The following is a 26,948-nucleotide window of genomic DNA, read 5'->3' as shown; positions in this document are numbered from 1 at the left end:
CGTTTCAGTCCCATGGTTCGTCTCCTTTGCTGCAATAAATGCTATCAAAGGAGCGGCATCAAACCGCGACACGTCCAGAGCCTTTCGATGAAGACGTTGTCGCGCCATGCTCCCTTTTCTATTTTCCGATCAGCCCGGTCTCAATGTTCTCATCGTCGCCGTCGGACTTCATGGCGTCATCGATCGGGTGAGCGACCGTATCCTTGAAATAAGCTACCAGTTCCGCGTGAACGGCGCGGAACTCTGCGCCAACTGTCTTGTGAAAGGCCTCCGGACGGACCCGGACCATCACGGTGGTGCGTCGCTGTCGCGGATACCAGTCGATGCGCCGCGATGGATGTTGAATTGCCTGTTCGGTAGCGCCAACGGCTGATGCCAACCTTGTTGATCGTTCCCTGATGACCATGCGTAAGTGTCAGAGCATTCACAATGCACACAACCGGGCTTGCACGGGCGGCACACTTGAGCAATCAATTTGGGGCACAAGCTGGAATCCAAACGACAACCAACCGGAATCCCAGCGTCCTGTCCAATGAAATAAGGTGTTCCGAGCGCTGGCCTCCAGTCCCTACCGCCAGAGCCAAAATCATCTAAGTGGTTGATATAGATATAAAACGGGAAACGGCTCCGTTTACTTTCCCCCAAGCTGCGACCTTGGCACACGAGGGGCACACGCGGCTTACATCACGTGTCTTCTTCGTTTTTCACGACGGCTCATCCGCCGAGCGCTGTATGCAGTATGGCTGGACCTCGTGCCCCGGCGGCATGCAGCGGCTCGGAGCCACGATTAAGATGGGCAAGCGATCCTTGAGACGCCTTATGATCATTGGAGCCAACAACGTCATCATCAAACGGCACTTCCATCGGGAAGCGCAGCTTGGGACCTAGCGGGGCAGGATGCTGTCACGCAAACCTGTCGGCTGACTTACGATGCGCCTCGTGAGGGTGTCGGCGCCTACCTGAGGACTTCCCGGGTGACGGACAGCGGCGGGAATGCCCTACCATCTGCGTCCTCGGTGTGGGTTCCATAATTGAACCAGAACCGTTCTTCGCCAGTGTCGCGGCACCGCACGCTTTCGGGCAGATCGAGCGTCTCAAGCCCGGCGCGGGCGGAGGCTATTTTTATGATCCGCCGCATTGCATCGCGATCAAGGAAACCCGCAACATAGATCAGCCTGCCTTGGGACACCACCACGGCCTGCCCGTCTGTCGTGCTCTCCAGGACCTCGGCACCGGTGTCCAGCACCTCCCGGTAGCTTCGAACCGCGCCACCGCGTTCAAGGCTGACGGGCGTATCAGGTCGCAGGCTTTCGACATGGGTGACGGTGACGTCAAGACCCGGCACATTCGGCGGCAGAGGCACGGGGATGCGCATACTGCCATCCCGCGCGGCCGTGCGCGGGCCGACCAGCGCGATCGCGCCGCTTGCCGTCAAGGCGGCCTTCAATGCGTCCGGCATATGCACCAGCCCGGGCGCGACAATCAGTTTGTAGCCGTCCAGCGCGGCGGGGTCAGGCGGCAGAACATCCACGGACAGACCCGCCCTGCGTAGCGCGCGATAGGTCTCGAAGACCAGTTCGAAATAGCTGAGCCCCGCGCAATGCGGCTGGATCGCCCAGGCCCACTCTGCGTCATAGTCGAAAATCAGCGCGACGGGCGCGCGCGACGGGCTGACCTGCGGGGCGGCGGCCAGTTCGTCCGCAACCTGCCGCACCTCGGCAAGGCCCGGCGCCTCTGCACTGTCCGGGCGCAGCAACCCGGCATGCATCTGCTCTTGCGCCATGGGCGCCTGCCGCCAGCGGAAATAGCACACGGCCTCCGCCCCATGGGCAAAGGCTTCCCAAGACCAAAGCCGGACCATACCGGTTAGAGGTGCAGGGTTGTGCGGCGCCCAGTTCACCGGCCCCGGCTGTTGTTCCATGATCCACCAGCGGCCCCGCCCGACAGCGCGATAGAGATCGTGATGGAACGCCTGAAAATCCGGGTCCCCCTGACGGGCATAGGCGCGTTGCTGTTCGACACTCGCCGGAACACGGTCTTCGAGAAAGCCAAGCGGGTAGCTGTCCCATGATGCGATATCGAGGTCCGCTCCGACCTTGTAATGGTCGAAATCGGTCACCCGTCCCATGTAGTTATGCGCAATCGGCGCGCTTGAATGGGCGCGGATGATCTCGACCTGCAGGCGGTTGAACGCTGTGACCTGATCCGACGAGAAGCGCCGGAAATCGAGCACATGGCTCGGGTTCGGTTCGGTCACCGTCAGGTTGGGCAGGTCGATATCGTCGAAACTGCCGTAATCCATCGACCAAAAGACATTGCCCCAAGCCTCGTTCAAGGCGTGGATGTCACCATCGTTCGACGCCCCGGCATAGCGCACGCGCAGCCAGCCTTGAAAGGCTTTGCGCGCCGCATCGCTGTAAGAGATCGTGGTGTCGTGGCAGCCATATTCGTTATCCGTCTGCCAGGCTGCGACGTGTGGATTTTGGCCATAGCGTTCGGCCAGTCGGGTGACGATCTTGGCGCATTCCGCCTTGTAGCCTTCGTGGCTGAAACAATAATGGCGGCGCGATCCGAACTTGCGCGGGCGTCCCTCGGCATCCACCGCCAGCATGTCGGGATGCCGGTTGACCATCCAGCGCGGCGGCGTTGCAGTGGGCGTGCCCAGCACGACGCGAAGCCCGGCCGCGCCAAGCACGGCGATGGCCTCGTCGAGCCAGTCGAAATCATACCGTCCGGGCTCGGGTTCGATCCGCGACCACGCGAACTCTCCGATCCGGACCCAGGTGAGGCCGGCTTCGGCCATGCGGCGGGCGTCGTCTGCCCAGATCTCGCGTGGCCAATGCTCGGGATAATAGCATGTTCCGAGAGTGCGCTTCATGTCCTGTGCTCCGGCTTGCGAATACCGCTTTTCGCCCTGATTGCCATTCGGCCCTGTGGTCTTGCCCTGTCAGCGAATGCGGGCTTCGGTTTCCTTGTCGAACAAGAAGGCACGCGCGGGATCGAAGCTGAGCGACACCCGGCTGCCGGGGGCCGAGCGGTGATCGCCGCGTTCCTCGACGATCAAACGCTCGCCGGTATCGGCGTGGATGTAGTCGTAGGACACGCCGCCAAGGGCCTCTGTCAGTTCGATCGACATGCCGTCGCCCTCGGTGACATCCAGATGTTCGGGCCGGATGCCGAGGATCACCTTGGTGCCCTCTGGTGGCAGCGTGACCGGCACCGGGACCGTGGTCTTGAGCGCGGGAACGTCGACATTGCCGTCGCCTGTGACGGTGGCATCCAGAAAGTTCATGGCGGGCGATCCGATGAACCCCGCGACGAACTTGTTGTCCGGGTCGCGATACAGGTCAAGCGGCGCTCCGACCTGTTCGATCCGGCCCAGCCGCAGCACGACGATCTTGTCGGCCATGGTCATGGCCTCGACCTGATCGTGGGTCACATAGATCATCGTCGCGCCGATATCCTTGTGCAGCCGCGCGATCTCGACCCGCATCTCGACGCGCAACTCGGCGTCGAGGTTGGAGAGCGGTTCATCGAATAAAAACACCTCGGGCCCGCGCACGATGGCGCGGCCAATGGCCACGCGCTGGCGCTGCCCGCCGGACAGGGCGGCAGGCTTGCGCTTGAGGAACTCGTCCAGCTTCAGGATGCGGCTTGCCTCGGCCACCTTGGATGCGATCTCGGCCTTGGGGTGGCCGTTCATCTTCAGGCCAAAGCCCATATTCTCTTCGACCGTCATGTGGGGATAGAGCGCGTAGGTCTGAAAGACCATGGAAACGCCGCGCTCTGACGGGTCCATGTGGGTCACGTCGCGCTTGCCGATTTCGATACGCCCTTCGGTGGTTTCCTCAAGGCCGGCGACCATACGCATCAGCGTGGACTTGCCGCAGCCCGACGGCCCGACGAAGACGCAGAACTCGCCATCCTCGATCGTCAGGTCGATCCCGTGGATGACCTGCACATTGCCGTATCTCTTGACGACCTTGTTGAGCGTTACACCAGACATCGAAATCCCCCCATTTTGCGTTCTATCTCGTATTTCGATCCGGGAAGCGCCAATCGGCGGCATCGCGGGCAATATCCGCCGCCGCCTGCTGCATGTCCGGGATATGCGTCTTGAGCTGTTCGAGATCCGTCCGCCGGTCGCCGGAAAAGACACCGATCCCGCCCAAAAGCATCCCACCGGAAGACAGGATCGGCACGGCCACCGCGATCACACCGGGCACATGCTCGTCATCTTCGACGGCATATCCCTGCTCGCGTGCCCGTGTCAGTTCGGTCCGCAGCGTCTGCGCATCGGTGATGGTCGACTTGGTCAACGGATGAAAGCTTTGCATCGTCAAGGCGTTCTCGCGTGCCTGCTCCGGCAGGCTGGCCAGCATGGCCTTGCCGACGGCGGTGCAATAGGCGGGGTAGACCCGGTCGACATCCTGATAGACCCCGGCAATCACATCCGGCGTCCCGCGTTCGAGCGAGACACACTGGCCGCCATCCAGTTTCGACAGATAGGTCGCCAGCCCGATCTTTCGGGCAAGGGCATCCAGATGCGGACGCGCCACCGGGGCGATTTGAAAATTGCGCCACGCCACCTGCGCCAGCCGCACCAGACGCACGCCCAGAAAATAGACCCGACGGTCGGCATCATAGCTGAGCATGTTCTGGTCGGTCAGGGTCTGGAGAAAGCGGTAAAGCGTGCCCTTCGGGAGATTGCTGGCAGTCAAAATTTCCGAAGCCCGCACCGGCCGACCAAACTGCGCAACGCTGTCGAGAACGTCCAGCGCCTTGACGACAGTGCCAGAGCCATCGGCCTCACGCTGAGGCTTTTTGCTGTCTGCCATCTCCGTGACTTTCCCCCCGTCCCTTTGCTCGAAAATTGCATGATTGACTCATCTTATCTTTCGGCATACGTCTCAATAAATGGGATGTCAAACTCAATAAATGGACCATCTCGAACAAAGACTGGGAGGATATCGTGAAATCAAGGAAAACAACCGCCTGGATTGCGCTTTGCGCATCCACCTTGCTGGCCGGACCGGCCTTGGCCGAGTCTCATGGCATGGCGCTGTCGGGCGATCTCAGGATCATCTCGGACATGTCGAACCCTGCGCCGCGCGCCGTGATGGAGGGCATGGTCGCCGATTTCGGAGAGATGCATCCCGACCTGAACATCGAGCTGACCATCGTCGACCGCGAAGCGTGGAAGACCCAGATCCGCAACGCCCTCGGCGCGAACCCGCCGGACGTGGTGAACTGGTACGCCGCAAACCGGATGCTGCCTTATGTCAATGCCGGGCTCTTTGCCGATGTCTCGGACCTTTGGGAGGAACCGGCATTCGAGGCGCTGGCCTCGACCAAGGGCGCGATGACCATCAACGACGCGCAATGGGGCGTGCCCTACACCTATTATCAGTGGGGCATCTACTACCGTAAGGACATCTTCGACGAGCTGGGGCTGAGCGAGCCCACGACATGGGAAGAAGAAAAGGCCAATTGTCAGGCCATCCTCGACTCCGGTCGCAAGTGCTACACCATCGGGACGAAGTTCCTTTGGACCGCTGGCGGATGGTTCGATTACATCAACAGCCGCACCAACGGGTATGATTTCCACATGCAACTGGCCCGCGGCGAGATCCCGTGGACCGATGACCGCGTCCGCCAGACCTTTGCCAATTGGCGCGAGTTGATCGACATGGGCGCCTTCATCGACGATCACCAGACCTATTCCTGGCAGGAGGCGCTGCCCTTCATGGTCAATGGTGAGGCTGCCTCCTACCTGATGGGCAACTTCGCCGTGGCGGCGATGCGGGACGGCGGCCTGACCGACGATCAGCTGGACTTCTATCAGTTCCCCAAGATCGCCGAAGTCGACTATGCCGAGGACGCGCCGACCGACACCTTCCATATCGCATCGGGCGCGCAGAACATGGACGCCGCCAAGGAGTTCCTGCGGTTTGTCGTGTCGACCGAGAACCAGACCAAGATCAATGCCGGTGACGCCCTCGGACAACTGCCGGTGAACGCAAATGCCGAAATCGGCGACGACAAGTTCCTGCAGCAGGGGTTCGACATGCTGTCGAACAATGCCAGCGGCGGGATCATGCAGTTCTTCGACCGCGACTTCCCGGCGGAAATGGCCAGCTTCGGCATGGAAGGCCTGCAGGAGTTCATGGTCTTTCCGGACAATCTGGATGATATCCTGGCGCGTCTCGAAGACGCCCGTCAGCGCATCTACAAGTGATCCATTCCGGACGGGGGCGGTGTTCGGCCGCCCCCGGCTTTGCCTTTTGAACGGCGGACCGCCGCCGGTCTTCACGAGGGTCCGATCTGCATAGAGGGAAGCCTGATGTCCCACGCCACCGTCCCCGATACGCATCCACCGGCACAGCGCGGATGGTACAAACGCAACGAAATCGCGGTCACGCCGCTGCTGTTCCTTGCGCCCGCGATCCTGTTCTTTGCGGTCTACGTCATCATCCCGATCGCGCAGAGCTTCTGGATCAGCCTGCACGAATGGGACGGTCTGGGCGAGGCCACATGGGTCGGCACCGCCAATTACGAGCGCCTGCTGGGCATCGGTGACCAGAACATGGACCGCAAGTTCGAGACCTCGTTCTGGAACAACATCAAATGGCTGGTGCTGTACCTTCTGGCGATCCCCGCCGGATTGTTCATCGCCCTTTTCCTGAACCAGACGGTTCGGGGCATCCGCATCTACAAGTCGCTGTTCTTCTTTCCCTTTGTCATCAGCCAGGTCGTCGTCGGGCTGGTGTTTTCGTGGTTCTACCTGCCGCGCGAGGGGCTGTTGAACGCTTTGATCGGTCTCTTTGGCTTTGGTCCGGTGAACATTCTGGGCGATCCCAGCATGGCGACTTACGGCATCATCGCGGCGGGGCTGTGGCCGCAGACGGCCTATTGCATGATCCTTTACCTGACCGGCCTGAACGCCGTCGATCCCGAGCAGGTCGAGGCCGCGCGCCTCGATGGGGCCAAGGGCTGGCGGATGCTGTGGTATGTCATCCTGCCGCAATTGCGCCCTGCGACCTTCATCGCCTTCGTCGTGACGATCATCGGCGCGCTGCGCTCCTTTGACCTGATCTCCGTCATGACCAATGGCGGCCCCTTCGGGTCGACCCGGGTCCTGAGTTTCTACATGTTCGAGGAATCCCTCTCGGAATTCGGGTTCCGCATGGGCTATGGCGCCGCGATCGCCGTGATCCTGTTCATCCTCATGCTCGGGTTCATCGCATATTTCCTCTGGTCGATGTACCAGGACGAGAAAGGCGGACGCTGACATGTTCCCGACGCCCATCGAAAAGCGCTCTCGCGCCGCACAGCTCAGCTATCAGTCGCTCCTGCCGCTGGCCCTGATCCTGTGGCTCCTGCCGCTGCTCGCGGTGGCCAATTTCTCGATCAAACCCGAGTCGGACTTCGTGAACGGCAACTATTGGGGGCTGCCATCCTCTTTCGACCTGTTCGCCAATTATGGCCGGGTGTTCTTTGAATCGAACATGCCCCGCTACCTGCTGAACTCGCTGCTGATCACGATCCCCACGGTGATCGGCGCGGTGGCCCTGTCGGCCATGGCAGGCTTTGCGCTGGGGGTCTACAGGTTCAAAGGCAACCTTTTGATCTTCTTCATGTTCATCGCGGGCAACTTCGTTCCGTTCCAGATCCTGATGGTGCCGGTGCGCGATCTGACGATCGACATGAACCTCTATGACACCAAGACCGGGTTGATCCTGTTCCACATTGCGTTTCAGACCGGCTTCTGCACGCTGTTCATGCGCAACTTCATCCGCGCCCTGCCCTTTCCGTTGATCGAAGCGGCGCGCGTCGAGGGTGTCGCGGAATGGAAGATATTCTGGTACGTGGTCCTGCCCTTGATGAAACCCGCGCTTGCCGCCTTGGCCGTGCTGATCTTCACCTTCATCTGGAACGACTATTTCTGGGCCGTGGTGCTGACCCAAGGGCCCGACGCGCAGCCGGTCACGGCGGGCATCACCGAGTTCAACAGCCAGTTCCGCGCCGCCTATCACCTGATGAGCGCGGGCTCCATCGTGGCGGCGCTGCCGCCGGTGGCGATGTTCTTCCTGATGCAGAAGCACTTCATCGCCGGCCTGACGCTTGGGGCGGTCAAGTGATCCGATGCTGGCGCCTCGATGACGGTCGGCAGTCGCTTGTCCTTGGGTCCGGCAACGACCGCCTCGCCGAGGTGGTCTATTGGGGACCACGGCTGCCCGATGCAGAAGACCTCGTGACGATCTACCGGGCCAACGAGATCGATGTCACCGGCGGCATGCTCGACGTAAACCCCGAGCTTTCGGTCTGCCCGGAAGCGGCGCGCAGCTTTCCCGGACAACCCGGGCTGATCCTGCGCGACGGAACGGGGATGCCGTTCCTGCCCAAGTTCAGGTTCGACAGAGTCGATCAGGACGTCAACGCGCTGCGGCTGACCTTTCGCGACGCGACCCATGGGCTGACCTATGCCGCCTCGTTCCGTATCAACCCGATCACCCATGTCATCGAGGCCAAGGCCGAGTTGGAATGCGACAGTCCCATCCATCTGCACTGGCTGTCCGCGCCGGTCTTTCCCGCGCCGCAACTGTCGGACGAGATGATCGACTTTTCCGGGCGTTGGTGCGGCGAGTTCCAGATGAACCGCGTCCCTTGGTCGCCGGGTATGCGCTACCGCGAGAACCGCACCGGTCGCACCGGGCACGAGCACTTCCCGGGCCTGATCCTGCCATGTCGGGGCGCGACCAACGCGGCGGGCGACGTCTTTGCGTTCCACTATGGATGGTCCGGCGGGCACCGCATGGTTGCCGAGGAATTGCCCGACGGGCGGCGCCAGATCCAGTTCGGCCATGCCGCGCGTGTCGAGAACAACGCCAAGCAGCGCTTCGAGACCGGCGTGCTGTACGCCGTCTATTCCGATGACGGGATCAATGGCTGCGCGGTGGCCTTCCAGCGCCATTTGCGCGACGAGGTCGTGGATTTTCCCTTCCCCGAACGGCCCCGCCCCGTCCATTACAACTGTTGGGAAGCCGTCTATTTCGATCACAACCTGCCCGAACTGAAGGAAATCGCTGCGCTCGCGGCAGAGCTTGGGGCCGAGCGGTTCGTTCTGGACGATGGCTGGTTCGGAAACCGCGACGACGACACCCGCGCCCTGTCGGACTGGGAGGTCGATCCGCGCAAGTATCCCGACGGTCTGGCCCCGCTGATCGACCATGTTCATGCGTTGGGCATGACCTTCGGCCTTTGGTTCGAGCCGGAGATGATCAACCCGGACAGCGACATCCACCGCAAGCATCCCGAATGGGCGCTTGGCAGCGAGGACCAGATCCTTGGCCGTCATCAGAAGGCGCTCAACATGGCCCTGCCGGAGGTGCGGGATTTCCTGTTCGACCGCGTCGGCAGGATCCTCGGCGAATACGAGATCGACTACGTCAAATGGGATCATAACCGCGTGCTGCCTCTGCCTGACGCGGCCCAGACACGGGGCTCCTATGACCTGATCGACCGTCTGCGCGCCGCCTTCCCCAAGACCGAGATCGAAAGCTGTGCCTCGGGCGGTGGCCGGATCGATTTCGGCATCCTGAAACGCACTCACCGGGTCTGGCTGTCGGACAGCAACGACGCCATCGAACGGCTCAGGATGCAGCACAACGCCGCGATCTTCCTGCCGATGGCGGTCACCGGCTCTCATGTCGGTCCGCGCATTTGCCACACATCCGGTCGCACCATTGATATCCGCTTTCGCGCTTGGGTCGCGGCGCAGCGACATATGGGGTTCGAGATGGACCCACGCGAACTGACGGCGGACGAAGCCCGGATCCTGAAAGAGGTGACAGGGTGGTGGCAGGACAACCGTGACTGGATGGTCCAGGCCGATATCCTGCGCCTCGACAGCCCCGATCCGGCGGTGATCGCCGAACAGCATCTGGCGCAAGGCGGGGGGCGGTTTGTCGTCTTCGCGGGCAAGCAGGATACGTCGAAGCAGATCGCGCCCCGGCCCTTGCGCCTGACCCGACTGACCCGAGACGCCATGTATCGCGTCACATTGCGGAACCGTGCCGATGCGCCAACGCTTTCGCGCGGCACTCCGCTATTGAAGACGGACAGCATGACCGTCAGTGGAGGCTACCTGATGAGCCACGGCCTGACCCTGCCCTGGAGCTTTCCCGAAACCATTTGGGTGCTTGAAGGCGAATTGGTTTGATCCCGAGATGGTCTGGGGGCCGTCACCGCGCAGCACGCCCGCCGCATCTTCGCTATCTTCCCCAAGACCAAGACCCCAAACCCTGCGCCGTGATGACCTCGGGGGCATCACCCACATCCGTGTAAAGGGGGCATTATTGGACGCTTCAGCCTACCCACCGATACATCCAAGGCGCGTCCGAACGGCACCTCTGGCAAGGTCAAAAGACCCATCCCTACTCGGTGGGGCTTGATGATTGGCACGCTCGGCGATCTGGCCTAGGCTGAAGTTCGGTCGCCTTTCAACGGCCCTTACGGATTTCAGAATGACTTTCAAACTGGCCTTTCATCGCCCAGAGCCATCCGGGAGAACTCGATTTAAACACACCTTGTCCCTGTTGAGCGGCTTGCTCCTTCTGGCACAGGCAGCCCCTGCTCAGGATTTGCTGATGTTCGACGCCAGCACCTTCGGCAATGCCGTTCTGTCGCGCAACCAGTCCGCCCTTGCCGGGGCCGAGTTGGAGGCGCAGATCGGGGATTACAACAACGAGTTCATCTCGAACTACGGGGCGACCTCTGTCTTTGCCCGCACGGGGCGGCCTGTCGGGCGGCTGGATATCCTGACCGACAAGGGCCACGCGCCCTGCACCGCCTTTCTTGTCGACGGCAACCGATTGGTGACCAACCACCACTGCGTGCCCGGAATCCTCGACAACGACCGGCTGGGGGCCAGTGCGATCATCGCCGTCCAGATCCGCCTTGGCTACGTGCGCGACGGGATCGAGGACGGCACCCGCATGTTCCACGTCAATCCCGTCCCGCTGGAGACGAACAAGGATCTCGACTACTCGGTGCTGCAAGTGGTCGGCGGCGATGCCAATGCCGAATTCGGCGCGCTCGATCTCTCGGCAGCGCTGCCCGGTGACCGCGACCCGCTCTGGGTGATCGGCCATCCCATGGGCGAGGCGCAGCGCATCAGCCGCGAGAAATGCCAGACCGACAGCCCCGCCGTCGCCTCGGGGCGGTTGCGGCACACCTGCGATACCTTGCCGGGCAATTCCGGCTCTCCGGTGATCGATGCCGACCTCAAGCAGGTGGTGGCGCTGCACCATGCCGGATCGCGCGCGGGCGCGGTGAACTTTGCCGTGCCCATGGCCGATATCCTTGCCACCTCCAATGTGCTCAAAGCGTCGGCGCGGGCCGACGATGTGCGCGACGATATCGAGGCAGAGCGCGCGCGCCTCGCAGCGGAAAACGCGGCGCTGGCCGATGAAAAGGCGCGCATTCTCGCCGAAGCCGAGGCCGAGCGCCAACGACTGGCCGCCGAGGCAGAGGCCGCACGAGCCGCCGCCGAGCAGGCCGACAGTGCTGCCGCCCGCGCCACCGTCGCGCGTGAGAGCCGCGCCAACACCGCGCTGCTGGCCGCCTTGGGCATGGCCGATGGCACCGCCCGCGCTGCCGCCTTGCAACAGGTCATTCAGGACCACCCCGCCACCATGGCCGCACAGGCCGCGCAGCTGGCCCTGACCCAGCTTAACAGTCCTGCACCCGCGCCGCAGGCCCCCAAAACCGCGCAGACCGCCAAGCCCGAGCCCGCCCCCACAGCGGCGGACAACCGCTTTGCGGCCTTGCTGAACACGCCGGTGCCCTCGCCCGACACGGCCCCCGACCTGTCCCCCGAAGAGGCCGAGGCCGCGCTGGACCTGTCCCGCGAAGTATATCGCGACATCCAGAACACGCTGGACGCGCTTGGCTATGGGCTTGGGGAACCGGACGGGCTGTTCGGCCCGGCCTCACGCAGTGCCGTCCGCGCCTTTCAAAAGGAAAACCTGATCGAGGAAAGCGGCTATCTGTCCGCCAGCCTGCTGGACCGGATCGCCGACGAATACAACGGCGCGCCCGCCGCGCTGGATGGCACCTATCGCATCTTCATCCGCCGCCGCTGGGACGACGCCTATTTCCGGCGCAAGCCCGACCCGGCCTATCGCCCCGGCAAGATCGAGACGATCGGGTCGGTTGCAATCCGGGTGGAAAATGGCCGCACCGAGGTGCTGAGCTTTCAAGATCTGGCGCGCATCGAGAGCGATGCCTACAAGGACCTGCGCGTGTCGCTCTCGCCCGATGGGCGGCTGAAGCTGCGCTCGACCATCAACTTTTTGTTCGGCAAGCCACGCCCCAAGGTGCTGGACCTGAACGAACAACTGGCGAAACGCTGGACAACCGGCCGCGCGATCACCTTCGAGGATGGCGAATGGGACGAAGCCTTTCACATCAATATCCGGGTGATGCGGCAAGACTAAGTGCCTGATCTCGGCGACCTGTTCGATGGTCCGGGTGATGCGACTTGATCTGCTGGCGAGGTTTTCGGCGTGGCTGACGGCGACATCGGCGGAGACAAGGATGCATTCAATCGATGATCTGGAAGTCCTATGCGCGCGGAGTGTGCTGATCCATGGCAGCACACAGCCGGAGCACTTTCGGCACACAAACCCACCTCTCCGGCGTGAGAATTTGGGCAGGGCAGAACAGAATCAATGGTTTAACGGGTGTCGGCGAAAATAGCTCTGATCCCGATAAGTCGAAGCTAAAATCAAGCAAGCCGTTGATACGGAAAGAGAACGGAAGACAGCTCTATTCGCTTTCCCGGACCGATACGCCCGCGACGGTTGCGCCATCGCGGGTCGCGAGCGGTTCCCCCTTCTATTCGGTCACACCCTCCTCGGCAAACCGGCGGCGAACAGTGCATTCTTGGAGCCCGCCACCGGGTTGGGCCTTGTTGCGACAAAATGCCTGATTTTCGTTGCGCATTCGTGATTTGCAACGAATATTGAAACCCACGCGGTGCGGGCGCAGGGTTTCGAAGGGTGTGACATGCGGCAAATCAACAGATCCCGAGGGGCCAAGGCAATCCTGCAAACCCTTGCGGTTCTTGTCGCTTTCTTCCTGCACGCCGGTCTTTCGACAAGCTGGGCCGCAGAATTGGCAGCGCCCGGCGGCGACGTTCTTTTGACGGTGACGGGGCAGATCTCGCGGACCAATTTCGGCGATGTTGCGGAATTCGACCGGGACATGCTGACCGCCTTGCCGGCGCGTGTCGTGGTGACCAGCACGCCATGGACCGACGGCCCGACCGAATTCACCGGCGTCGCGCTGGCTGATCTGCTCGATGCCGTGGGCGCGCGCGGCAGTGTGCTCAATGCGCAGGCCTTGAACGGTTATATCGTCGACATCCCCGTCAGCGACGCGCAGGAGGCCGGGCCGATCATCGCCTATCTGCGCGACGGCAAACCGATGGGGGTCAGGAACAAGGGGCCGCTTTGGGTCGTCTATCCGTTCGACGACCTGACCGGCGGACAGGAACTGTATTTCAACCGCGCCATTTGGCAGCTTCGGCATATCGAAGTCCGCGGGGAGTGACGCGTTGATCGCCGGTGGACGAACCTTGGCTTTCCTAGAGCAAGGCGGCGGCAGGCTCTGGAACCTGCTCCGGGTCACGCTTGCCGCGGGGCTCCTGCTGTTGCTTTGGGCGGTGGTCATCCTTGCCATCGAGTTTCTCGAAACCGTCGAGATCGTCCAGAAGCGGAACTGGGAAAACCCGCAATGGACCGTGAACCATGCCGAAATCGAGTATCTCGAGTTTCTGCGCCAAGCGTCCTTGGCGCAGGTCGAGGATGGAGCCGACCTCGATGCCCTGCGTCTCGCCTTCGACATCTTCTACAGCCGGGTCGAAACCCTGAACGACGGCAAGATCACGGGACCGATGCGGGACAATCCCGGCTTTGCTGCGGAACTCGCGGAGATTACCGATTTCGCGACCGGCGCCACCGAGATCATCGATGCGGCCGACCCAGACTTGCGCGCCGCCCTGCCCGGCTTTGCCGCGCGGGCCGCCTCGATCCGGGACAACCTGCGCCGCCTGAACATGATCACGCTTGAAAACTGGGCGAGCGAAAGCATCCGACGCCGGGAGGCCTCGATGCAGACGCTGGTCTTGCTGGCGGTGGCCTTGGCCGGGGCGTTCGCGCTTTTGCTGGCCGTGGTCGCGGGCCTGTGGCTGATGTACCGCGAAAACCTCAACCGCCAGTTCGCCCTTACTGAGGCGCATGACCGCACCCGCGCAGCCGAAGCCACCCTGCGCGTAAGCGAGGCCCGCCTGCGGGAAGCCCAGAAGATCGCCAAGCTCGGTGCTTGGGAGGTCAACTCCGAGGGCGAATTGTATTGGTCCGACGAGACGTTCAACATCTTCGGCCTGTCCCGGTCGGAATTCGACGGCACGATCGCCAGCTTCTTCAAGCGGTGCCACCCCGAGGATATCCCAAAGATCAAGATGGCAGCGCGTGAGGCGTGGGACACGCAAAGCATCTACGAGGTGACCCATCGCATCGAATTGCCAACCGGTCAGACAAGGACCTTGGTCGAGCGTGCCAAGCCGTCCCTCGATACCTCGGGCCGAACCACCCGCCTTGTCGGGACCGTGCAGGATATCACGGAGCAAACCATCGCCGAGGCGCAATTGCGTCAGGCGCAAAAGATGGAAGTCGTCGGTCAGTTGACCGGCGGTGTCGCCCATGACTTCAACAACTTGCTTGCGGTCATCCTTGGCAATCTCGAATTGATACAGGAACGGGCCGAGCCGTCCAATGACGCCGCGTTCGTTCAGGCCGCCATCACTGCGGCGGAACGCGGGGCCGAACTGACCAAGAACATGCTGAGCTTTGCCCGCCAGTCCCGGCTCGAACCCAAGGTCATCGACCTGAACAAGGTGGTGCACGAGACGAAATCGTGGACCTCGCGGGTCCTGCCGGAATCCATCGAGGTCGAGGTCTCCTTGCTGGCCGGTCTGTGGCGGGTCGAGGTCGATCCGTCTCTGGCCCAGAACGCCCTGCTGAACCTGCTGCTGAATGCACGCGATGCGATGCCGGAGGGCGGCAGGCTGACGATCGAAACCTCGAACCTGCGCATCGATCAGGACTATGTCGACCTCAACGGCGAAGAGGTCGAGCCGGGGCGGTATGTCATGCTGGCGGTCAGCGATACCGGCACGGGCATCGAGGCCCGGCAACTGGCGCAGATCTTCGAACCCTTCTACACGACAAAGCCGACAGGCAGCGGTTCGGGGCTGGGTCTGTCGATGGTGCAGGGGTTCATGCGGCAGTCCGGCGGAACGGTCAGGGTCTATTCCGAGCTAGGCGTCGGCACCACCTTCAAGCTGTATTTCCGGGCGTGCAGCGACGCCGACAGCCAGAAGACCGTCCCGCCGCAGCGGCAGGAAACGACGACGCCCGGCGACGCACGGATATTGCTGGCAGAGGATGAGCCTGCGGTGCTCGACGTGCTGACCGCGCATCTGTCGAGGGCGGGCTATTCGGTGACACCGGCGCCGTCCGGTGACGCGGCGCTCGAAATCTGGAAGTCGACGGACGATTTCGACCTGTTGATCACCGATATCGTGATGCCCGGAACCCTTCAGGGCACCCACCTAGCCAAGGAATTGCGCGCCCTTCGGACCGACCTGCCGGTGGTCTTCCTGTCGGGCTATGCCAATGAGGCGATGGTTCACGGCAACGGGCTGCGCAGCGAGGACATACGTCTGATGAAACCTGTCCGCCGCGCTGACCTGCTGGCCGCCGTCGAAACGGCGCTTGAAACGGCGGGTAAGCGCGAACGGACATGAGCGCCGCGCTCTGCCACTCCGGTCTTTGGTCGTCACACACGCCAAGGGACCCGTTGTGATCAAATTTTTCACCCATGGCTTGCCGTCGCCGTGGTAAAGTCTCCGTGAGGCGTGTACCATACCACCTGCATGAGGCAAAAAGCAGGAAGCGCAAAGCAAGTGTTACGCAGAAGGGTGCTGAGTTGCCTGCCGGCCGCTGCGGTCTTGTGTGCGATCGAGATTGCGCGATCCGGGCTGGGCACCGTCCCGATCCCGTTTCTGCTGTTGCTGGTCTCCGTGGGCTTTGCCGGGTTCAACGGTGGGCTCGTGTCCGGCGCGGTCGCGGGCGGGGCTGCGGCCCTTTACGTGCTCTACAGTCACCTTCAAGGCTTCGGTCCGGCCACGTTGACCGGCAACTTTGCCTATACGCTGGTGGGAATGATGCTGTTCGGTGCGGTGGGCACGGTGCTGGGCCGCCTGCGCGACGATCGGGATTCCTATTACGATGCCCTGCTCGAAGCCCAGCGGAAGGAACAGGAAGAACCGCTGAAGCTGGCCAGCCAGCTGGTCGATCTGGGATATTACATCTGGGACATCCGCCAGAACATCCCGATCGTCGTTTCCGACCAGCATATCCGGAACTACGGCGTTTCGCGCGAACGGTTCCTGTCCATGGTCTCGGATGTGGGCGGGCCGTTCCATCTGGTGCACCCCGATGACCGCGCCAAGGTCGATGAATGGTGCCGCGTGCTCAAGGCCGGCGAAGATGCCGAAATGGAATACCGGGTGCTCGGCTCGGACGGCGTCCGCTGGATAAGGGCCATCGTCCACCCGATACGCGGAGCATCGGGCGAGATCGAGAGACAGGTCTGCGCCTCTCAGGACATCACCCATTTCAAGGAGGCCGAGGCCAGACAGTTCGAGGCCCAGAAGATGGAATCCATCGGCCACCTGACCGGCGGCGTGGCCCATGACTTCAACAACATCCTCGCGGTGATCATGGGCAATCTCGAATTGCTGCGCGAGGATGAGGAGGACGAGAAACGCGCCGCCTTCGTCGATGCCGCCATCGCCGCGACCAAGCGCGGGGCGGGCCTGACGCGCAGCATGTTGTCCTTTGCCCGCCGCGCCCGGCTTCAACCCGAGGTGATGGACATCAACGTGGTGGTGCGGGATGCGGAAAACTGGATGCGCCGGGTGTTGCCCGCCTCGGTCGAGATTTCCACGGACCTGCAAACCGACGCATGGCCGTTGCGGCTGGACCTGTCCTCGCTGGAAAGCGCCCTGCTCAATCTTGCCCTGAATGCCCGTGATGCGATGAAGGGGCACGGCACCCTTGCGATCAGGACCGCGAATGTCCGGCTCGGGCCAGAAGATTTGGCTGTCCGCGAGGACGGCCTTTCACCGGGCAGCTACGTGATGCTGTCGGTGGCGGATACGGGCTGTGGCATCGCGGACGAGGTGCGCAGCCGCATCTTCGATCCGTTCTTCACCACCAAATCACCGGGCTCGGGTTCGGGTCTGGGCCTTTCGATGGTGCTGGGGTTCGTCAAGCAATCCTCGGGCGCGGTGCAGGTGGATACCGAAGTCGGCAAGGGCACGACGGTCCGGCTGTATTTTCCGACCAGCCGCGGCGGGCAGACGGAGACCGCGCCAGAGCCCACGCTGCTGGCGAAACACACCCGTACGAAGGCCTCGATCCTGCTTGTCGAGGACGAGGGCGATGTCCGCAACATCCTGCGCGCCATGCTGGAAGATGGCGGGCACCAAGTGACGCCTGCCGAGTCGGGCGACGCCGCGTTCGACATCTTCCGGAACGACCCGACCTTCGATCTGGTCCTGACCGATGTCGTCATGCCGGGGGCCATTCAGGGCCGCGAACTGGCACGGCAGATCCGCAAGATCCGCCCCGAACAGCCGGTCATCTTCCTGTCGGGCTATGCGCCGGACCCTGAAAGCGGCGAACGTCCCGCAGACCCGGGCGACATCCGCCTGCTGAAGCCGGTCCCGAAGGCAGACCTGCTGCGCGCCGTGGCCAGCGTCGTCGATCCCTCGACCGAGCGCTGAGCCGCGCAAAGCCCAAAGCTGCGCGTGGTCAGGCTCCCTGACAAAACAACGGCTGATATCCGGGAAATTGGTCGGGGCGGCGAGATTCGAACTCACGACCCCCTGTACCCAAAACAGGTGCGCTACCAGACTGCGCCACGCCCCGACCTGAGGCGGGGTTTAGCCGCCCCGACCGGCATTGAAAAGCGCAAAATTCAGCGGCAGCGCCACTTGGCCTGTGCGATTTCCGGATGGGCCAGTTCCACGCCCGGTGCCAGCCCCAGAAGACGGGACATACCACCATTGATTTCAAGCACATATTGCGCGGGTTCGCTGCTGGGAATCCCGGTCAGATCGCCCGGCACGGCGTTTTCGTGGATGTCCACCACGATGCCGTCTTGATCGATATAGAGCATGTCCAGCGGAATGAGCGTGTTCTTCATCCAGAAGGACAAGGGCCGTTCGGACGGAAACACGAACAGCATTCCCTGCCGCATCGGCATTTTCTCGACGAACATCAGGCCCTTTGCGCGTTCTTCCGGGGTCCGGGCCACGTCGACCGTGAACTCGGCCTTGCCGAAGGCACCGCGCAGGTGAACCTTGTCCTCGGCGCAGACCGCGGCATCCGGATCGACGCCCGCATCGGCCTCGTCCCCGATGGGTGCGATCGCGCCGCCGCCCTCGGGTTTGGCCCCCGGCACTTCGGCGGCGGCGACGTCGCCCGGAGACGACGCCTCGTCGGTGGCGCAGGCCGCCGTGGCCATCATGATGGCCAACAGCGCGCCTGTCCAAACCCGTGTCTTCAGCGCTTCAGCGCGACTTCCCATGCGTTCACTTCCATCGCCATGAGACCGCGCTTGCCATCGACCACGCGGATCGCCAAGGCCTCGCCCGGCTGAAGATCCGCGAGGCCCGACCGACGCAGGACCTCGATATGTATGAAAACATCTTCGGGTTTTCCGAAGACATTTGCAAACCCGAAACCCTTTGCCTTGTCGAACCATTTGACGCGCGCCGGTTCCAGCGGCGCATTGGCCATCGCCTCGGGATCGAGATCCTGAAAATCCGCGAGGGGAAGTGTGTCATTTCCCTCGGGTGGCTGGATGCTGATCACCTGCGTCGCCTGCACGCCCCGGTCGGTGCGTTGAACCTCGATCTGGATTCGCGCCCCGTCTGCGACGGAGCTTTGCCCGAAATTGCGCAGCACGTTGGCGTGCAGCAGAATATCCGGACCACCTTCGTCGGCGATGACGAATCCGAAGCCCTTGACCGGGTCGAACCACTTTACCTTGCCATCGACGATTACATTTTCTTCGTCTTCTTGTCTCAACTCTGATTCCAAACTGTACCGTCTATCCCCACCCAATGTCTGGATCATCCCAACCCGGTTGTTCAAGACGGGGGGATGTGGAAATTTTGTGTCAATTCAATTCACGTGGGGTGAACTGTGCGGAAAGAAGCCGGCAGTTGGGCGGAATTCGGCGATCAGGGATTCAGGCGGTTGACCTGCCATTTCGCGTCGAGCGAGTCGCGGCGCCAGCGAAAGCGGTCATGCAGGCGGAACGCGCCATCGGCCCAGAATTCGATCTCCAGCGGCTTGATCCGGAACCCGCCCCAGAACGGCGGGCGCGGCGGGTTTGGGCCCTTGCTGGCAGTGATGCGCGCGACCTCGGCCATGAGGGTCGCGCGCGAGTCGAGCGGTTTCGACTGGTCCGACGCCCATGCGCCAAGACGGCTTTTGAGCGAGCGCGAGGCGTAATAGGCGTCAGCCGCCGGACCGTCCTCGCGTTCGACGAGGCCGCGCACGCGCACCTGACGGCGCAGCGATTTCCAATGCATGACAAAGGCCGCCTTGCCCGCGGCGTCGATTTCCTCGGCCTTCTTGCTGGTGTAATTGGTATAGAACACGAAGGCCGCGTCCTCGATATCCTTCAGCAGGACCATGCGCGCATTGGGCAACCCGTCCGCATCGACGGTCGACAGGGCGATCGCGTTGGGGTCGTTGACTTCGGTCTTTTCCGCCTCGGCCAGCCAGTCGCGTGCAATCCGGAACGGGTCGTCGCCCGCGAAAATGCCTGTTCGGTCACTCATCTTTCGTCTTCTCCTTGGGACGCGGCAGGCAATGCCCACTTGATGGACCTTTGCCTATCGCCTAAACGACTTGCAACGAAAACTGGGGGACGTGGCACAGATGTCAAACCAATTGATGGCGGGAAAACGCGGGCTGATCATGGGCCTTGCCAATGACAAATCGATCGCCTGGGGCATCGCCAAGGCCTGTGCCGATGCGGGCGCCGAGCTGGCCTTCTCCTATCAGGGCGAGGCCCTGATGAAGCGCGTGGGACCGCTGGCGGCGCAATTGGGCAGCGATATCGTCCTGCCCTGCGACGTCGGCAACGAGGAGTCGATCGACGGCCTGTTCGCCGCTTTGGGCGAAAAGTGGGACAGCCTCGATTTCATCGTCCACGCCATCGGCTTTTCCGACAAGGGCGAATTGCGCGGGCGCTATGTCGATACGTCCAAGGCCAATTTCACCATGACCATGGATATCTCGGTCTACAGCTTCACCTCGGTGATGCAGCGCGCCGAGAAGATGATGAAGAACGGCGGCAGCGCCGTGACCCTGACCTATTACGGTGCCGAGCGGATCATGCCGCATTACAACGTGATGGGCGTGGCCAAAGCCGCGCTGGAGGCCTCGGTGCGCTATCTGGCCGAGGATCTGGGCAAGGACAACATCCGCGTCAACGCCATCTCGGCCGGGCCGATCAAGACGCTGGCCGCCTCTGGCATTGGCGATTTCCGCTACATCATGAAGTGGAACGAATACAACTCGCCCCTGCGCCGCAACGTGACCATCGAGGATGTGGGCAAGTCCGCGCTGTACCTGCTGTCCGATCTGGGATCGGGCGTCACCGGCGAGACGCATCACGTCGATGCGGGCTATCACGTGGTCGGCATGAAGGCGGTGGACGCCCCCGACATCACCAAGGGCTGAGCGCCCTGCCCGATTTTCAGGCGCCCCGGCCCCGCCGGGGCGTTTTGCGTTTGACCGGATGCGCGGCGCATGGCCTGATGCGGGCAACAGATCGGAGCGCGCCATGGACTGGACCCATATCCTTGCCTTCAACCTGACTCTTCTGGCGGCCATGGCGGCCCCCGGCCCCGCCTTGCTGTTCGCCTTGCGCCAGTCCATCGCGGGCGGCTTTGCGCGCGGGGCGGCGACGGGCGCAGGGCTGGGGCTGATGGCGGCGCTGTGGACCGGTGCGGCGCTTTTGGGGTTGGAGGTGGTCTTTACCCTTTTCCCGGCCGCGTTCATCGTGATGAAGATCGCCGGTGCGCTCTACCTGCTGCGCATCGCCTACCTGCTGTGGCGTGATGCGCGCAAGCCCGTGGCCGACAGCGTGACCGCCCATGGCCGGGCCTTCATGGACGGTATGCTGGTCAATCTGAGCAACCCCAAATCGGTGCTCTTCGCGGCGTCGGTGTTGGTGGTGATCTTTCCCGCCGGGCTGAGCCTTGGCGACAAGGGTTTGATCGTGCTCAATCATTTCGTTGTCGAGGTGATCGTTTACGGGGCGTTTGCCGCGTTGCTGTCGACACCGCCAGCCCGCGCCGGTTACCTGCGCCTGAAGCCCGCCATCGACCGGGGCGCGGCGGTGATCCTTGGGGCTTTGGGGCTGCGTTTGCTGATCAACCGCTAACGCGCTCTGGACAGCGGGACGGACCACGGCCTATGACAGCGCCCAAGCCGAGTGAAGGAGCCTGCCATGAACGATCTGCTGCCCCATGAAAAAGGGTTTCACGTCAGCTGGGACCAGTTGCACCGCGATGCCCGCGCCCTTGCGTGGCGCCTGCAGGGGCACGGCCCCGAAGAGGGCGGCTGGAAGGCGGTGGTGGCCATCACCCGTGGCGGCATGGCCCCGGCGATGATCGTCGCGCGCGAGCTGGACATCCGCACCGTCGATACGATCTCTGTCAAAAGCTACCATTCGGGCGGCGGCAAGGCCGATCAGCGCCGCGAGGCGGAGGTGCTGAAATCCCCCGACCCCGCGTTGATGGGCGATGGCACCGGCATCCTGATCATCGACGACCTCGTCGACAGCGGCAAGACGCTGGAACTGGTGCGCAAGCTCTATCCCAAGGCGCATGTGGCCACCGTCTATGCCAAGCCGATGGGCCGCGCGCAGGTCGAGACCTTCATCACCGAGGTGTCGCAGGACACATGGATCTTCTTTCCGTGGGACATGGCGCTGCAATACGTCAAACCCTATCGCGGCGAGGATTGATGTCTTGGGGGCGCTGCCCCCAAACCCCCGCGGTATTTGAAGCCAGAAGAAACCAGGGGCGTTCAGATGACGACACGGACCGAAGCGACCTTCTTTCCGCCCATCCCGGAGGCGCGGCGTTGGCTGAACGGCGTGACCCTTGCGCCTGACCGGCCCTTGCTGAACCTCAGTCAGGCCGCGCCCGCCGATCCGCCGCCGCCTGCCCTGCGACGGGCCATGGCCGAGGCTTTGGAGGTGGCGGATACGCACCTTTACGGGCCGGTTCTGGGACTGCCGGACCTGCGCGCGGCGCTGGCGCGGGATTGGGCGGCGCATTACGGCGGCGCGGTTGCGCCGGAACAGGTGGGCATCACCGCCGGGTGCAATCAGGCCTTTGCCGCCGTGATCTCTGCGCTGACCGATCAGGGCGACGAGGTGATCCTGCCCGTGCCGTGGTATTTCAACCACAAGATGTGGCTGGACATGAGCGGTGTGCGCGCCGTGCCCTTGGCCACCGGGCCGGACCTGCTGCCGGATGTGGACGACGCGCGTGCGCTGATCACCGACCGGACGCGGGCGATTGCGCTCAGCTCGCCCAACAATCCCGGCGGGGTGGAATACCCGGCCGACCTGCTTCAGGCGCTGTTCGACCTGTGCCGCGAAAAGGGCATCAAGCTGATCGTCGACGAGACCTATCGCGACTTCGACCAGCGCCCGGGCGCGCCGCATGAGATTTTGCGCGCAGGCGATTGGGATCAAACCCTGATCCAGCTTTACAGCTTTTCAAAGGCCTACCGGCTGACTGGCCATCGCGTCGGCGCGATTATCGCAGATCCGGACCTGCTGCACCAGATCGAGAAGTTTCAGGACACGGTGGCGATCTGCGCCCCCACCTTGGGCCAGAAAGCGGCCCTTTATGGGTTGGAGCACCTCGCGCAATGGAAGGCCGAGCAGCGCGACGAGATCCTCGACCGCAGGCAGGCCATCCTCGACCATTTCCCGCCGCTGGCCACGCAGGGCTGGCACTTGCGCGGGCTTGGCGCCTATTTCGCCTATCTCGAACACCCGTTCGCGGATGGGGCCGCCGTGCTGGCTCCGAAACTGGTGCGCGAGGCAGGGATCCTGATGCTGCCCGCCACCATGTTCACCCCGGAGGGCGACGCGACCGGCGACCGGCATTTCCGCATGGCCTTCGCCAATATCGACCGCGCCGGGATCAAGGACGCGCTGAACCGGCTGGCCATGCTTGACTGGCCCCTTGCAGCCCCCTGACGCGCCGATTAGACAGTCCCGGACCAAACCCGTGGGAGGACGACAATGGCGCGCGCCAAGAAGAAGACCACCAATACCCTCGTCTGGATCCTTATGGGGATGTTGATCCTTGGCCTTGGCGGCTTTGGCGCGACGAATTTCTCGGGCAATGTGCGTTCGCTCGGCACTGTGGGCGAGACGGAAATCCCCGTCAGCGACTACATGCGCGCGCTTCAGGGCGAAATCCGCGCGGTCGAGGCGCAGGCCGGACAGGCGGTGACCTTCCAGCAGGCGCAGGCGCTGGGTCTGCCGCAGCGGGTGCTGGCGCAGATGGTCGAAAAGGCCGCGCTGGAAAACGAGGCGGCGCAGATGGGGATTTCGGTCGGTGACCAGCGCCTTGCCGAAGACCTACGCAACGTCCGGGCCTTCCAAGGGCCCGATGGACAGTTCAGCCGCGAGACCTACAAGCTGGTGCTGGAAAACGCCGACCTGACGGAGGCCCAGTTCGAAGAACAGCTGCGCGCCGAAAGCGCGGCGACCCTGCTGCAGGGCGCGGTTCTGGCGGGGGTGACCCTGCCGGACACCTATGTCGACACGATCATAGCCTATACCGGCGAGCGCCGCGCCTTCACGTGGACCGAGATCGGCCCCGAGCGCCTGACCACCGGCCTGCCGACGCCCGACGAGGCGGAATTGCAGGCCTTCTACGAAGAGAACATCGACCGTTTCACCCGCCCCGAGACGCGCCAGATCACCTATGCTTGGCTGACGCCGGAAATGCTGGTGCAAACCGTCGAGGTGGACGAGGACGCCCTGCGCGCCGCCTACGAGGAACGCGAGGCCGAGTTCAACATGCCCGAACGCCGACTGGTGGAACGGCTGGTCTTTGGCTCGCAGGAGGCTGCGCAGGCAGCCGCCGACCGGCTTGCTGCGGGTGAGACGACCTTTGAGGAGCTGGTGGCCGAGCGGGATCTGCAACTCTCCGATGTCGATCTGGGCGATGTGACCCGTGACGATCTCGACTCCGCCGCCGAGGCCGTGTTTGCGGTCGATACCGGCGAGGTGGCTGGCCCCGCCGAAAGCTCGATCGGACCGGCGCTGTTCCGGGTGAACGCCGTGCTCGCCGCGCAGGAAACCCCGTTCGAGGAAGCCATTCCGGCGCTGCGCGACGACCTCGCGCTGGATCGTGCGCGGCGCTTGATCGAAACGCAGGCGCAGGGCTTCGACGATGAGCTTGCCGGTGGTGTCACGCTGGAGGAACTGGCCGAGACCACCGACATGGAACTGGGCACCATCGGCTGGACCGGTGAAAGCGACGAGACCATCGCCGGCTTCGACGCCTTCCGCGAGGCCGCAGGCCGTGTCACCGCCGATGATTACCCGGCCATCGAGCAGCTGGGCGATGGCGGTATCTTTGCCCTGCGACTGGACGAGGTGCAGGCGCCCGCGCCCTACCCCTTCGACGAGGTGCGCGATCAGGTGCAGGCGCTGTGGGACCAGCAGGCCACCACCGAAGCCCTGACCGCCGAGGCGCAGACGCTGGCCGACCAACTCTCCGAAGGGGCGACCTTCGAGGGGCTGACGCTGGCGCCCAACACTCAGGATGGGCTGACCCGCACCGCCTATGGCGCGGCGCTGCCGTCCGGGGTGCTGGAGGCCGTGTTCGACATGGAACCGGGTGACATCACCGTGGTGCCGGGTCAGGGGCGCGTGACCATCGTCCGTCTCGACGAGATCCTGCCAGCAGACATGGACAGCGATGCCGCACGGCAATTGGCCGAGGCGCTGAAGGGTCAGGCGGCTGGTGACGTCGCCAACGACCTGTACCGGGCCCTGTCCACCGACATCCAGCAGCGTGCCGGGCTTCAGATCGACCAGCAGGTCGTCAACGCCGTCCACGCGAATTTCCAGTAAGGCGGGCCCATGTCGCAGCTGACCCCTTCGTTCGATGACTTCGCCCGCGCCTATGAGGCGGGTCAGAACCAGATCGTCTATACGCGCCTTGCCGCCGATCTCGATACGCCGGTGTCGCTGATGCTGAAGATGACCGGCGCGGCCAAGGATGCCTTCGTGCTGGAATCGGTGACTGGGGGCGAAGTGCGCGGGCGCTATTCGATCATCGGCATGAAGCCCGACCTGATCTGGCAGTGCCACGGTGACACGGCGCGGATCAACCGCCATGCGCGGTTCGACCCGGACAGTTTCGAGGTGCTGGACACCGATCCGCTGACGGCTTTGCGCGCGCTGCTGGACGAAAGCCGCATCGACCTGCCCGAGGACCTGCCGCAGGCCGCCGCCGGGCTGTTCGGCTATCTCGGCTATGACATGATCCGTCTGGTGGAGCGCTTGCCGGACGTGAACCCCGATCCGCTGGGCCTGCCCGATGCGGTGATGATGCGCCCCTCGGTCGTGGCGGTGCTGGACGGGGCCAAGGGCGAGGTCACGGTCGTCTCACCCGCTTGGGTGCAGGACGGTGTCTCGGCCCGCGCCGCCTATGCGCAGGCCGCCGAGCGCGTCATGGATGCGGTGCGCGACATGGAACGCGCCATGCCGCAAGCCACGCGCGATCTGGGCGAGGCCGCCGATCTGGGCGAGCCGGTGTCGAATTTCACTCATCAGGGCTTTCTCGACGCGGTCGAAAAGGCCAAGGAGTATATCCGCGCGGGCGACATCTTTCAGGTGGTGCCGTCGCAACGCTGGACGCAGGATTTCCCGCTGCCGCCCTTTGCGCTGTATCGTTCCTTGCGCCGGACGAACCCGTCACCCTTCATGTTCTATTTCAACTTTGGTGGCTTTCAGGTGATCGGCGCATCGCCCGAGATCCTCGTGCGGGTCTTTGGCTCCGAGGTCACGGTGCGCCCGATCGCGGGCACCCGCCCGCGCGGCGCGACCCCCGAGCAGGACAATGCCTATGCCGAGGACCTGCTGGCCGATCCCAAGGAACGCGCCGAGCACCTGATGCTGCTCGATCTCGGCCGCAACGATGCCGGCCGCGTGTCGAAGATCGGCACCGTGCGCCCCACCGAACAGTTCATCATCGAGCGCTACAGCCACGTGATGCACATCGTCTCGAACGTGGTGGGGGAACTGGCCGAGGATCAGGACGCGCTGTCGGCGTTTCTGGCCGGGATGCCCGCTGGCACCGTGTCCGGCGCGCCGAAGGTCCGCGCGATGGAGATCATCGACGAGCTGGAGCCGGAAAAGCGCGGCGTCTATGCCGGGGGTGTGGGCTATTTCAGCGCGGGCGGCGACATGGATATGTGCATCGCCCTGCGCACGGCCATCGTGAAGGACCAAAAGCTGTATATCCAAGCCGGTGCGGGCATCGTCTATGACAGCGATCCCGAAAGCGAGTACCAGGAAACGGTGCACAAATCCAACGCCATCCGCCGTGCCGCGGCAGACGCCGCGCGCTTTACCGGAGACGGTAACCGCTGAGAGGTATCAGGGGCTTTGCCCCTCGCGCTACGCGCTCACCCCAAGGTATTTGGGGACCAAAGAAGCACGGACCCGCTCTGAAAACATCGACC

22 protein-coding genes, 1 tRNA gene and 1 pseudogene are annotated in these 26,948 nt (G+C 63.3%); 15 read left to right on the top strand and 9 right to left on the bottom strand.

Features of this window, described 5'->3' with window-relative positions; all coding sequences use genetic code 11:
• Positions 1 to 118: 118 nt before the first annotated feature.
• Positions 119 to 406 carry a hypothetical protein gene (locus D8Z78_RS09280; RefSeq protein ID WP_128910758.1) on the bottom strand — a complete coding sequence of 96 codons (288 nt, stop codon included), beginning with the start codon at positions 404 to 406 and terminating at the stop codon, positions 119 to 121.
• Between the two features lie 353 nt (positions 407 to 759).
• Here D8Z78_RS09280 and D8Z78_RS24965 point away from each other — a divergent pair.
• Positions 760 to 885: pseudogene (locus tag D8Z78_RS24965) on the top strand (IS110 family transposase); the annotation flags it as partial.
• A gap of 70 nt (positions 886 to 955) precedes the next feature.
• Here D8Z78_RS24965 and D8Z78_RS09270 read toward each other — a convergent pair.
• The 3 genes from D8Z78_RS09270 to D8Z78_RS09260 form a co-directional block, all read right to left on the bottom strand.
• Positions 956 to 2,878, bottom strand: coding sequence for a beta-galactosidase (locus D8Z78_RS09270; protein ID WP_121629592.1), 1,923 nt, complete (start codon positions 2,876 to 2,878; stop codon positions 956 to 958).
• A 69-nt stretch (positions 2,879 to 2,947) separates the two neighbouring features.
• Positions 2,948 to 4,006: an ABC transporter ATP-binding protein gene (locus D8Z78_RS09265; RefSeq protein WP_121629593.1), complete on the bottom strand. Its 1,059-nt coding sequence runs from the start codon at positions 4,004 to 4,006 to the stop codon at positions 2,948 to 2,950.
• 22 nt (positions 4,007 to 4,028) lie between these two features.
• Positions 4,029 to 4,838 carry an IclR family transcriptional regulator gene (locus tag D8Z78_RS09260; protein WP_121629594.1) on the bottom strand — a complete coding sequence of 270 codons (810 nt, stop codon included), beginning with the start codon at positions 4,836 to 4,838 and terminating at the stop codon, positions 4,029 to 4,031.
• A gap of 182 nt (positions 4,839 to 5,020) precedes the next feature.
• Here D8Z78_RS09260 and D8Z78_RS09255 point away from each other — a divergent pair, with 182 nt between their 5' ends.
• The 5 genes from D8Z78_RS09255 to D8Z78_RS09235 all read left to right on the top strand — a co-directional run bounded on the left by D8Z78_RS09255 (position 5,021) and on the right by D8Z78_RS09235 (position 12,500).
• On the top strand, positions 5,021 to 6,238 hold the full coding sequence (locus tag D8Z78_RS09255) for an ABC transporter substrate-binding protein (protein WP_420824312.1): 1,218 nt from the start codon (positions 5,021 to 5,023) through the stop codon (positions 6,236 to 6,238).
• 105 nt (positions 6,239 to 6,343) lie between these two features.
• A complete protein-coding gene (locus D8Z78_RS09250; RefSeq protein WP_121629596.1) occupies positions 6,344 to 7,291 on the top strand; it encodes a carbohydrate ABC transporter permease in 948 nt (315 codons plus the stop codon).
• A gap of 1 nt (position 7,292) precedes the next feature.
• Positions 7,293 to 8,141 carry a carbohydrate ABC transporter permease gene (locus tag D8Z78_RS09245; RefSeq protein WP_121629597.1) on the top strand — a complete coding sequence of 283 codons (849 nt, stop codon included), beginning with the start codon at positions 7,293 to 7,295 and terminating at the stop codon, positions 8,139 to 8,141.
• Positions 8,138 to 10,222 (top strand): alpha-galactosidase, encoded by a 2,085-nt coding sequence (locus tag D8Z78_RS09240; protein ID WP_121629598.1) that lies wholly within the window; start codon positions 8,138 to 8,140, stop codon positions 10,220 to 10,222. Before D8Z78_RS09245 ends, D8Z78_RS09240 begins: the two co-directional genes overlap by 4 nt.
• Before the next feature lie 376 nt (positions 10,223 to 10,598).
• Complete coding sequence (locus tag D8Z78_RS09235) at positions 10,599 to 12,500, top strand: trypsin-like peptidase domain-containing protein (RefSeq protein ID WP_164932929.1); 1,902 nt, start codon at positions 10,599 to 10,601, stop codon at positions 12,498 to 12,500.
• A 400-nt stretch (positions 12,501 to 12,900) separates the two neighbouring features.
• Here D8Z78_RS09235 and D8Z78_RS24580 read toward each other — a convergent pair whose 3' ends face one another.
• Positions 12,901 to 13,149, bottom strand: a complete 249-nt coding sequence (locus D8Z78_RS24580) for a hypothetical protein (RefSeq protein ID WP_164932915.1) — start codon at positions 13,147 to 13,149, stop codon at positions 12,901 to 12,903.
• Between the two features lie 30 nt (positions 13,150 to 13,179).
• Here D8Z78_RS24580 and D8Z78_RS09230 point away from each other — a divergent pair, with 30 nt between their 5' ends.
• The 3 genes from D8Z78_RS09230 (at position 13,180) to D8Z78_RS09220 (ending at position 17,920) form a co-directional block, all read left to right on the top strand.
• Positions 13,180 to 13,617 carry a putative pterin-binding protein gene (locus tag D8Z78_RS09230; protein WP_240672060.1) on the top strand — a complete coding sequence of 146 codons (438 nt, stop codon included), beginning with the start codon at positions 13,180 to 13,182 and terminating at the stop codon, positions 13,615 to 13,617.
• Positions 13,618 to 13,642: 25 nt separating this feature from the next.
• Entirely contained in the window at positions 13,643 to 15,874 is a 2,232-nt protein-coding gene (locus D8Z78_RS09225; protein WP_128910757.1) for a PAS domain-containing hybrid sensor histidine kinase/response regulator, read from the top strand.
• 159 nt (positions 15,875 to 16,033) lie between these two features.
• On the top strand, positions 16,034 to 17,920 hold the full coding sequence (locus tag D8Z78_RS09220) for an ATP-binding protein (protein WP_164932928.1): 1,887 nt from the start codon (positions 16,034 to 16,036) through the stop codon (positions 17,918 to 17,920).
• Between the two features lie 68 nt (positions 17,921 to 17,988).
• Here the strand turns inward: D8Z78_RS09220 and D8Z78_RS09215 are convergent.
• The 4 genes from D8Z78_RS09215 to pdxH form a co-directional block, all read right to left on the bottom strand.
• A tRNA-Pro gene (locus D8Z78_RS09215) sits at positions 17,989 to 18,065 on the bottom strand.
• 49 nt (positions 18,066 to 18,114) lie between these two features.
• Positions 18,115 to 18,726 (bottom strand): DUF192 domain-containing protein, encoded by a 612-nt coding sequence (locus D8Z78_RS09210; protein ID WP_240672059.1) that lies wholly within the window; start codon positions 18,724 to 18,726, stop codon positions 18,115 to 18,117.
• On the bottom strand, positions 18,702 to 19,241 hold the full coding sequence (locus D8Z78_RS09205; protein WP_420824311.1) for a cold-shock protein: 540 nt from the start codon (positions 19,239 to 19,241) through the stop codon (positions 18,702 to 18,704). Before D8Z78_RS09205 ends, D8Z78_RS09210 begins: the two co-directional genes overlap by 25 nt.
• Before the next feature lie 143 nt (positions 19,242 to 19,384).
• Positions 19,385 to 19,990, bottom strand: a complete 606-nt coding sequence (pdxH, locus tag D8Z78_RS09200; protein ID WP_121629604.1) for a pyridoxamine 5'-phosphate oxidase — start codon at positions 19,988 to 19,990, stop codon at positions 19,385 to 19,387.
• A 100-nt stretch (positions 19,991 to 20,090) separates the two neighbouring features.
• Between pdxH and fabI the strand changes: the two genes are divergently transcribed.
• The 6 genes from fabI (at position 20,091) to trpE (ending at position 26,856) form a co-directional block, all read left to right on the top strand.
• Positions 20,091 to 20,897: an enoyl-ACP reductase FabI gene (gene fabI / locus D8Z78_RS09195; RefSeq protein WP_121629605.1), complete on the top strand. Its 807-nt coding sequence runs from the start codon at positions 20,091 to 20,093 to the stop codon at positions 20,895 to 20,897.
• A gap of 103 nt (positions 20,898 to 21,000) precedes the next feature.
• A complete protein-coding gene (locus tag D8Z78_RS09190) occupies positions 21,001 to 21,603 on the top strand; it encodes a LysE family translocator (protein ID WP_121629606.1) in 603 nt (200 codons plus the stop codon).
• Positions 21,604 to 21,669: 66 nt separating this feature from the next.
• Entirely contained in the window at positions 21,670 to 22,188 is a 519-nt protein-coding gene (gene gpt / locus D8Z78_RS09185; RefSeq protein WP_121629607.1) for a xanthine phosphoribosyltransferase, read from the top strand.
• Positions 22,189 to 22,254: 66 nt separating this feature from the next.
• Entirely contained in the window at positions 22,255 to 23,439 is a 1,185-nt protein-coding gene (locus D8Z78_RS09180) for an aminotransferase (RefSeq protein ID WP_121629608.1), read from the top strand.
• A gap of 45 nt (positions 23,440 to 23,484) precedes the next feature.
• On the top strand, positions 23,485 to 25,332 hold the full coding sequence (locus D8Z78_RS09175; protein WP_121629609.1) for a peptidylprolyl isomerase: 1,848 nt from the start codon (positions 23,485 to 23,487) through the stop codon (positions 25,330 to 25,332).
• 9 nt (positions 25,333 to 25,341) lie between these two features.
• The gene (gene trpE / locus D8Z78_RS09170) at positions 25,342 to 26,856 is read left to right on the top strand and encodes an anthranilate synthase component I (protein WP_121629610.1); all 1,515 of its coding nucleotides are present in this window, start codon (positions 25,342 to 25,344) and stop codon (positions 26,854 to 26,856) included.
• Positions 26,857 to 26,948 lie beyond the last annotated feature (92 nt).

Source organism: Tropicibacter alexandrii, from assembly GCF_003667315.2.
GTDB classification, from domain to species: Bacteria; Pseudomonadota; Alphaproteobacteria; order Rhodobacterales; family Rhodobacteraceae; genus Tropicibacter; species Tropicibacter alexandrii.
Note: the sequence above shows the minus strand (reverse complement) of the source record. Positions and strands in the feature narration are given on the sequence as shown.

Coding starts and splice junctions, on each gene's coding strand:
- fabI (WP_121629605.1), top strand. CDS start 20,091: ATGTCAAACCAATTGATGGCGGGAAAACGCGGGCTGATCATGGGCCTT.
- D8Z78_RS09180 (WP_121629608.1), top strand. CDS start 22,255: ATGACGACACGGACCGAAGCGACCTTCTTTCCGCCCATCCCGGAGGCG.
- D8Z78_RS09265 (WP_121629593.1), bottom strand. CDS start 4,006: ATGTCTGGTGTAACGCTCAACAAGGTCGTCAAGAGATACGGCAATGTG.
- D8Z78_RS09280 (WP_128910758.1), bottom strand. CDS start 406: ATGGTCATCAGGGAACGATCAACAAGGTTGGCATCAGCCGTTGGCGCT.
- D8Z78_RS09260 (WP_121629594.1), bottom strand. CDS start 4,838: ATGGCAGACAGCAAAAAGCCTCAGCGTGAGGCCGATGGCTCTGGCACT.
- D8Z78_RS09250 (WP_121629596.1), top strand. CDS start 6,344: ATGTCCCACGCCACCGTCCCCGATACGCATCCACCGGCACAGCGCGGA.
- gpt (WP_121629607.1), top strand. CDS start 21,670: ATGAACGATCTGCTGCCCCATGAAAAAGGGTTTCACGTCAGCTGGGAC.
- D8Z78_RS09175 (WP_121629609.1), top strand. CDS start 23,485: ATGGCGCGCGCCAAGAAGAAGACCACCAATACCCTCGTCTGGATCCTT.
- D8Z78_RS09245 (WP_121629597.1), top strand. CDS start 7,293: ATGTTCCCGACGCCCATCGAAAAGCGCTCTCGCGCCGCACAGCTCAGC.
- D8Z78_RS09190 (WP_121629606.1), top strand. CDS start 21,001: ATGGACTGGACCCATATCCTTGCCTTCAACCTGACTCTTCTGGCGGCC.
- trpE (WP_121629610.1), top strand. CDS start 25,342: ATGTCGCAGCTGACCCCTTCGTTCGATGACTTCGCCCGCGCCTATGAG.
- pdxH (WP_121629604.1), bottom strand. CDS start 19,990: ATGAGTGACCGAACAGGCATTTTCGCGGGCGACGACCCGTTCCGGATT.
- D8Z78_RS09270 (WP_121629592.1), bottom strand. CDS start 2,878: ATGAAGCGCACTCTCGGAACATGCTATTATCCCGAGCATTGGCCACGC.
- D8Z78_RS09210 (WP_240672059.1), bottom strand. CDS start 18,726: ATGGGAAGTCGCGCTGAAGCGCTGAAGACACGGGTTTGGACAGGCGCG.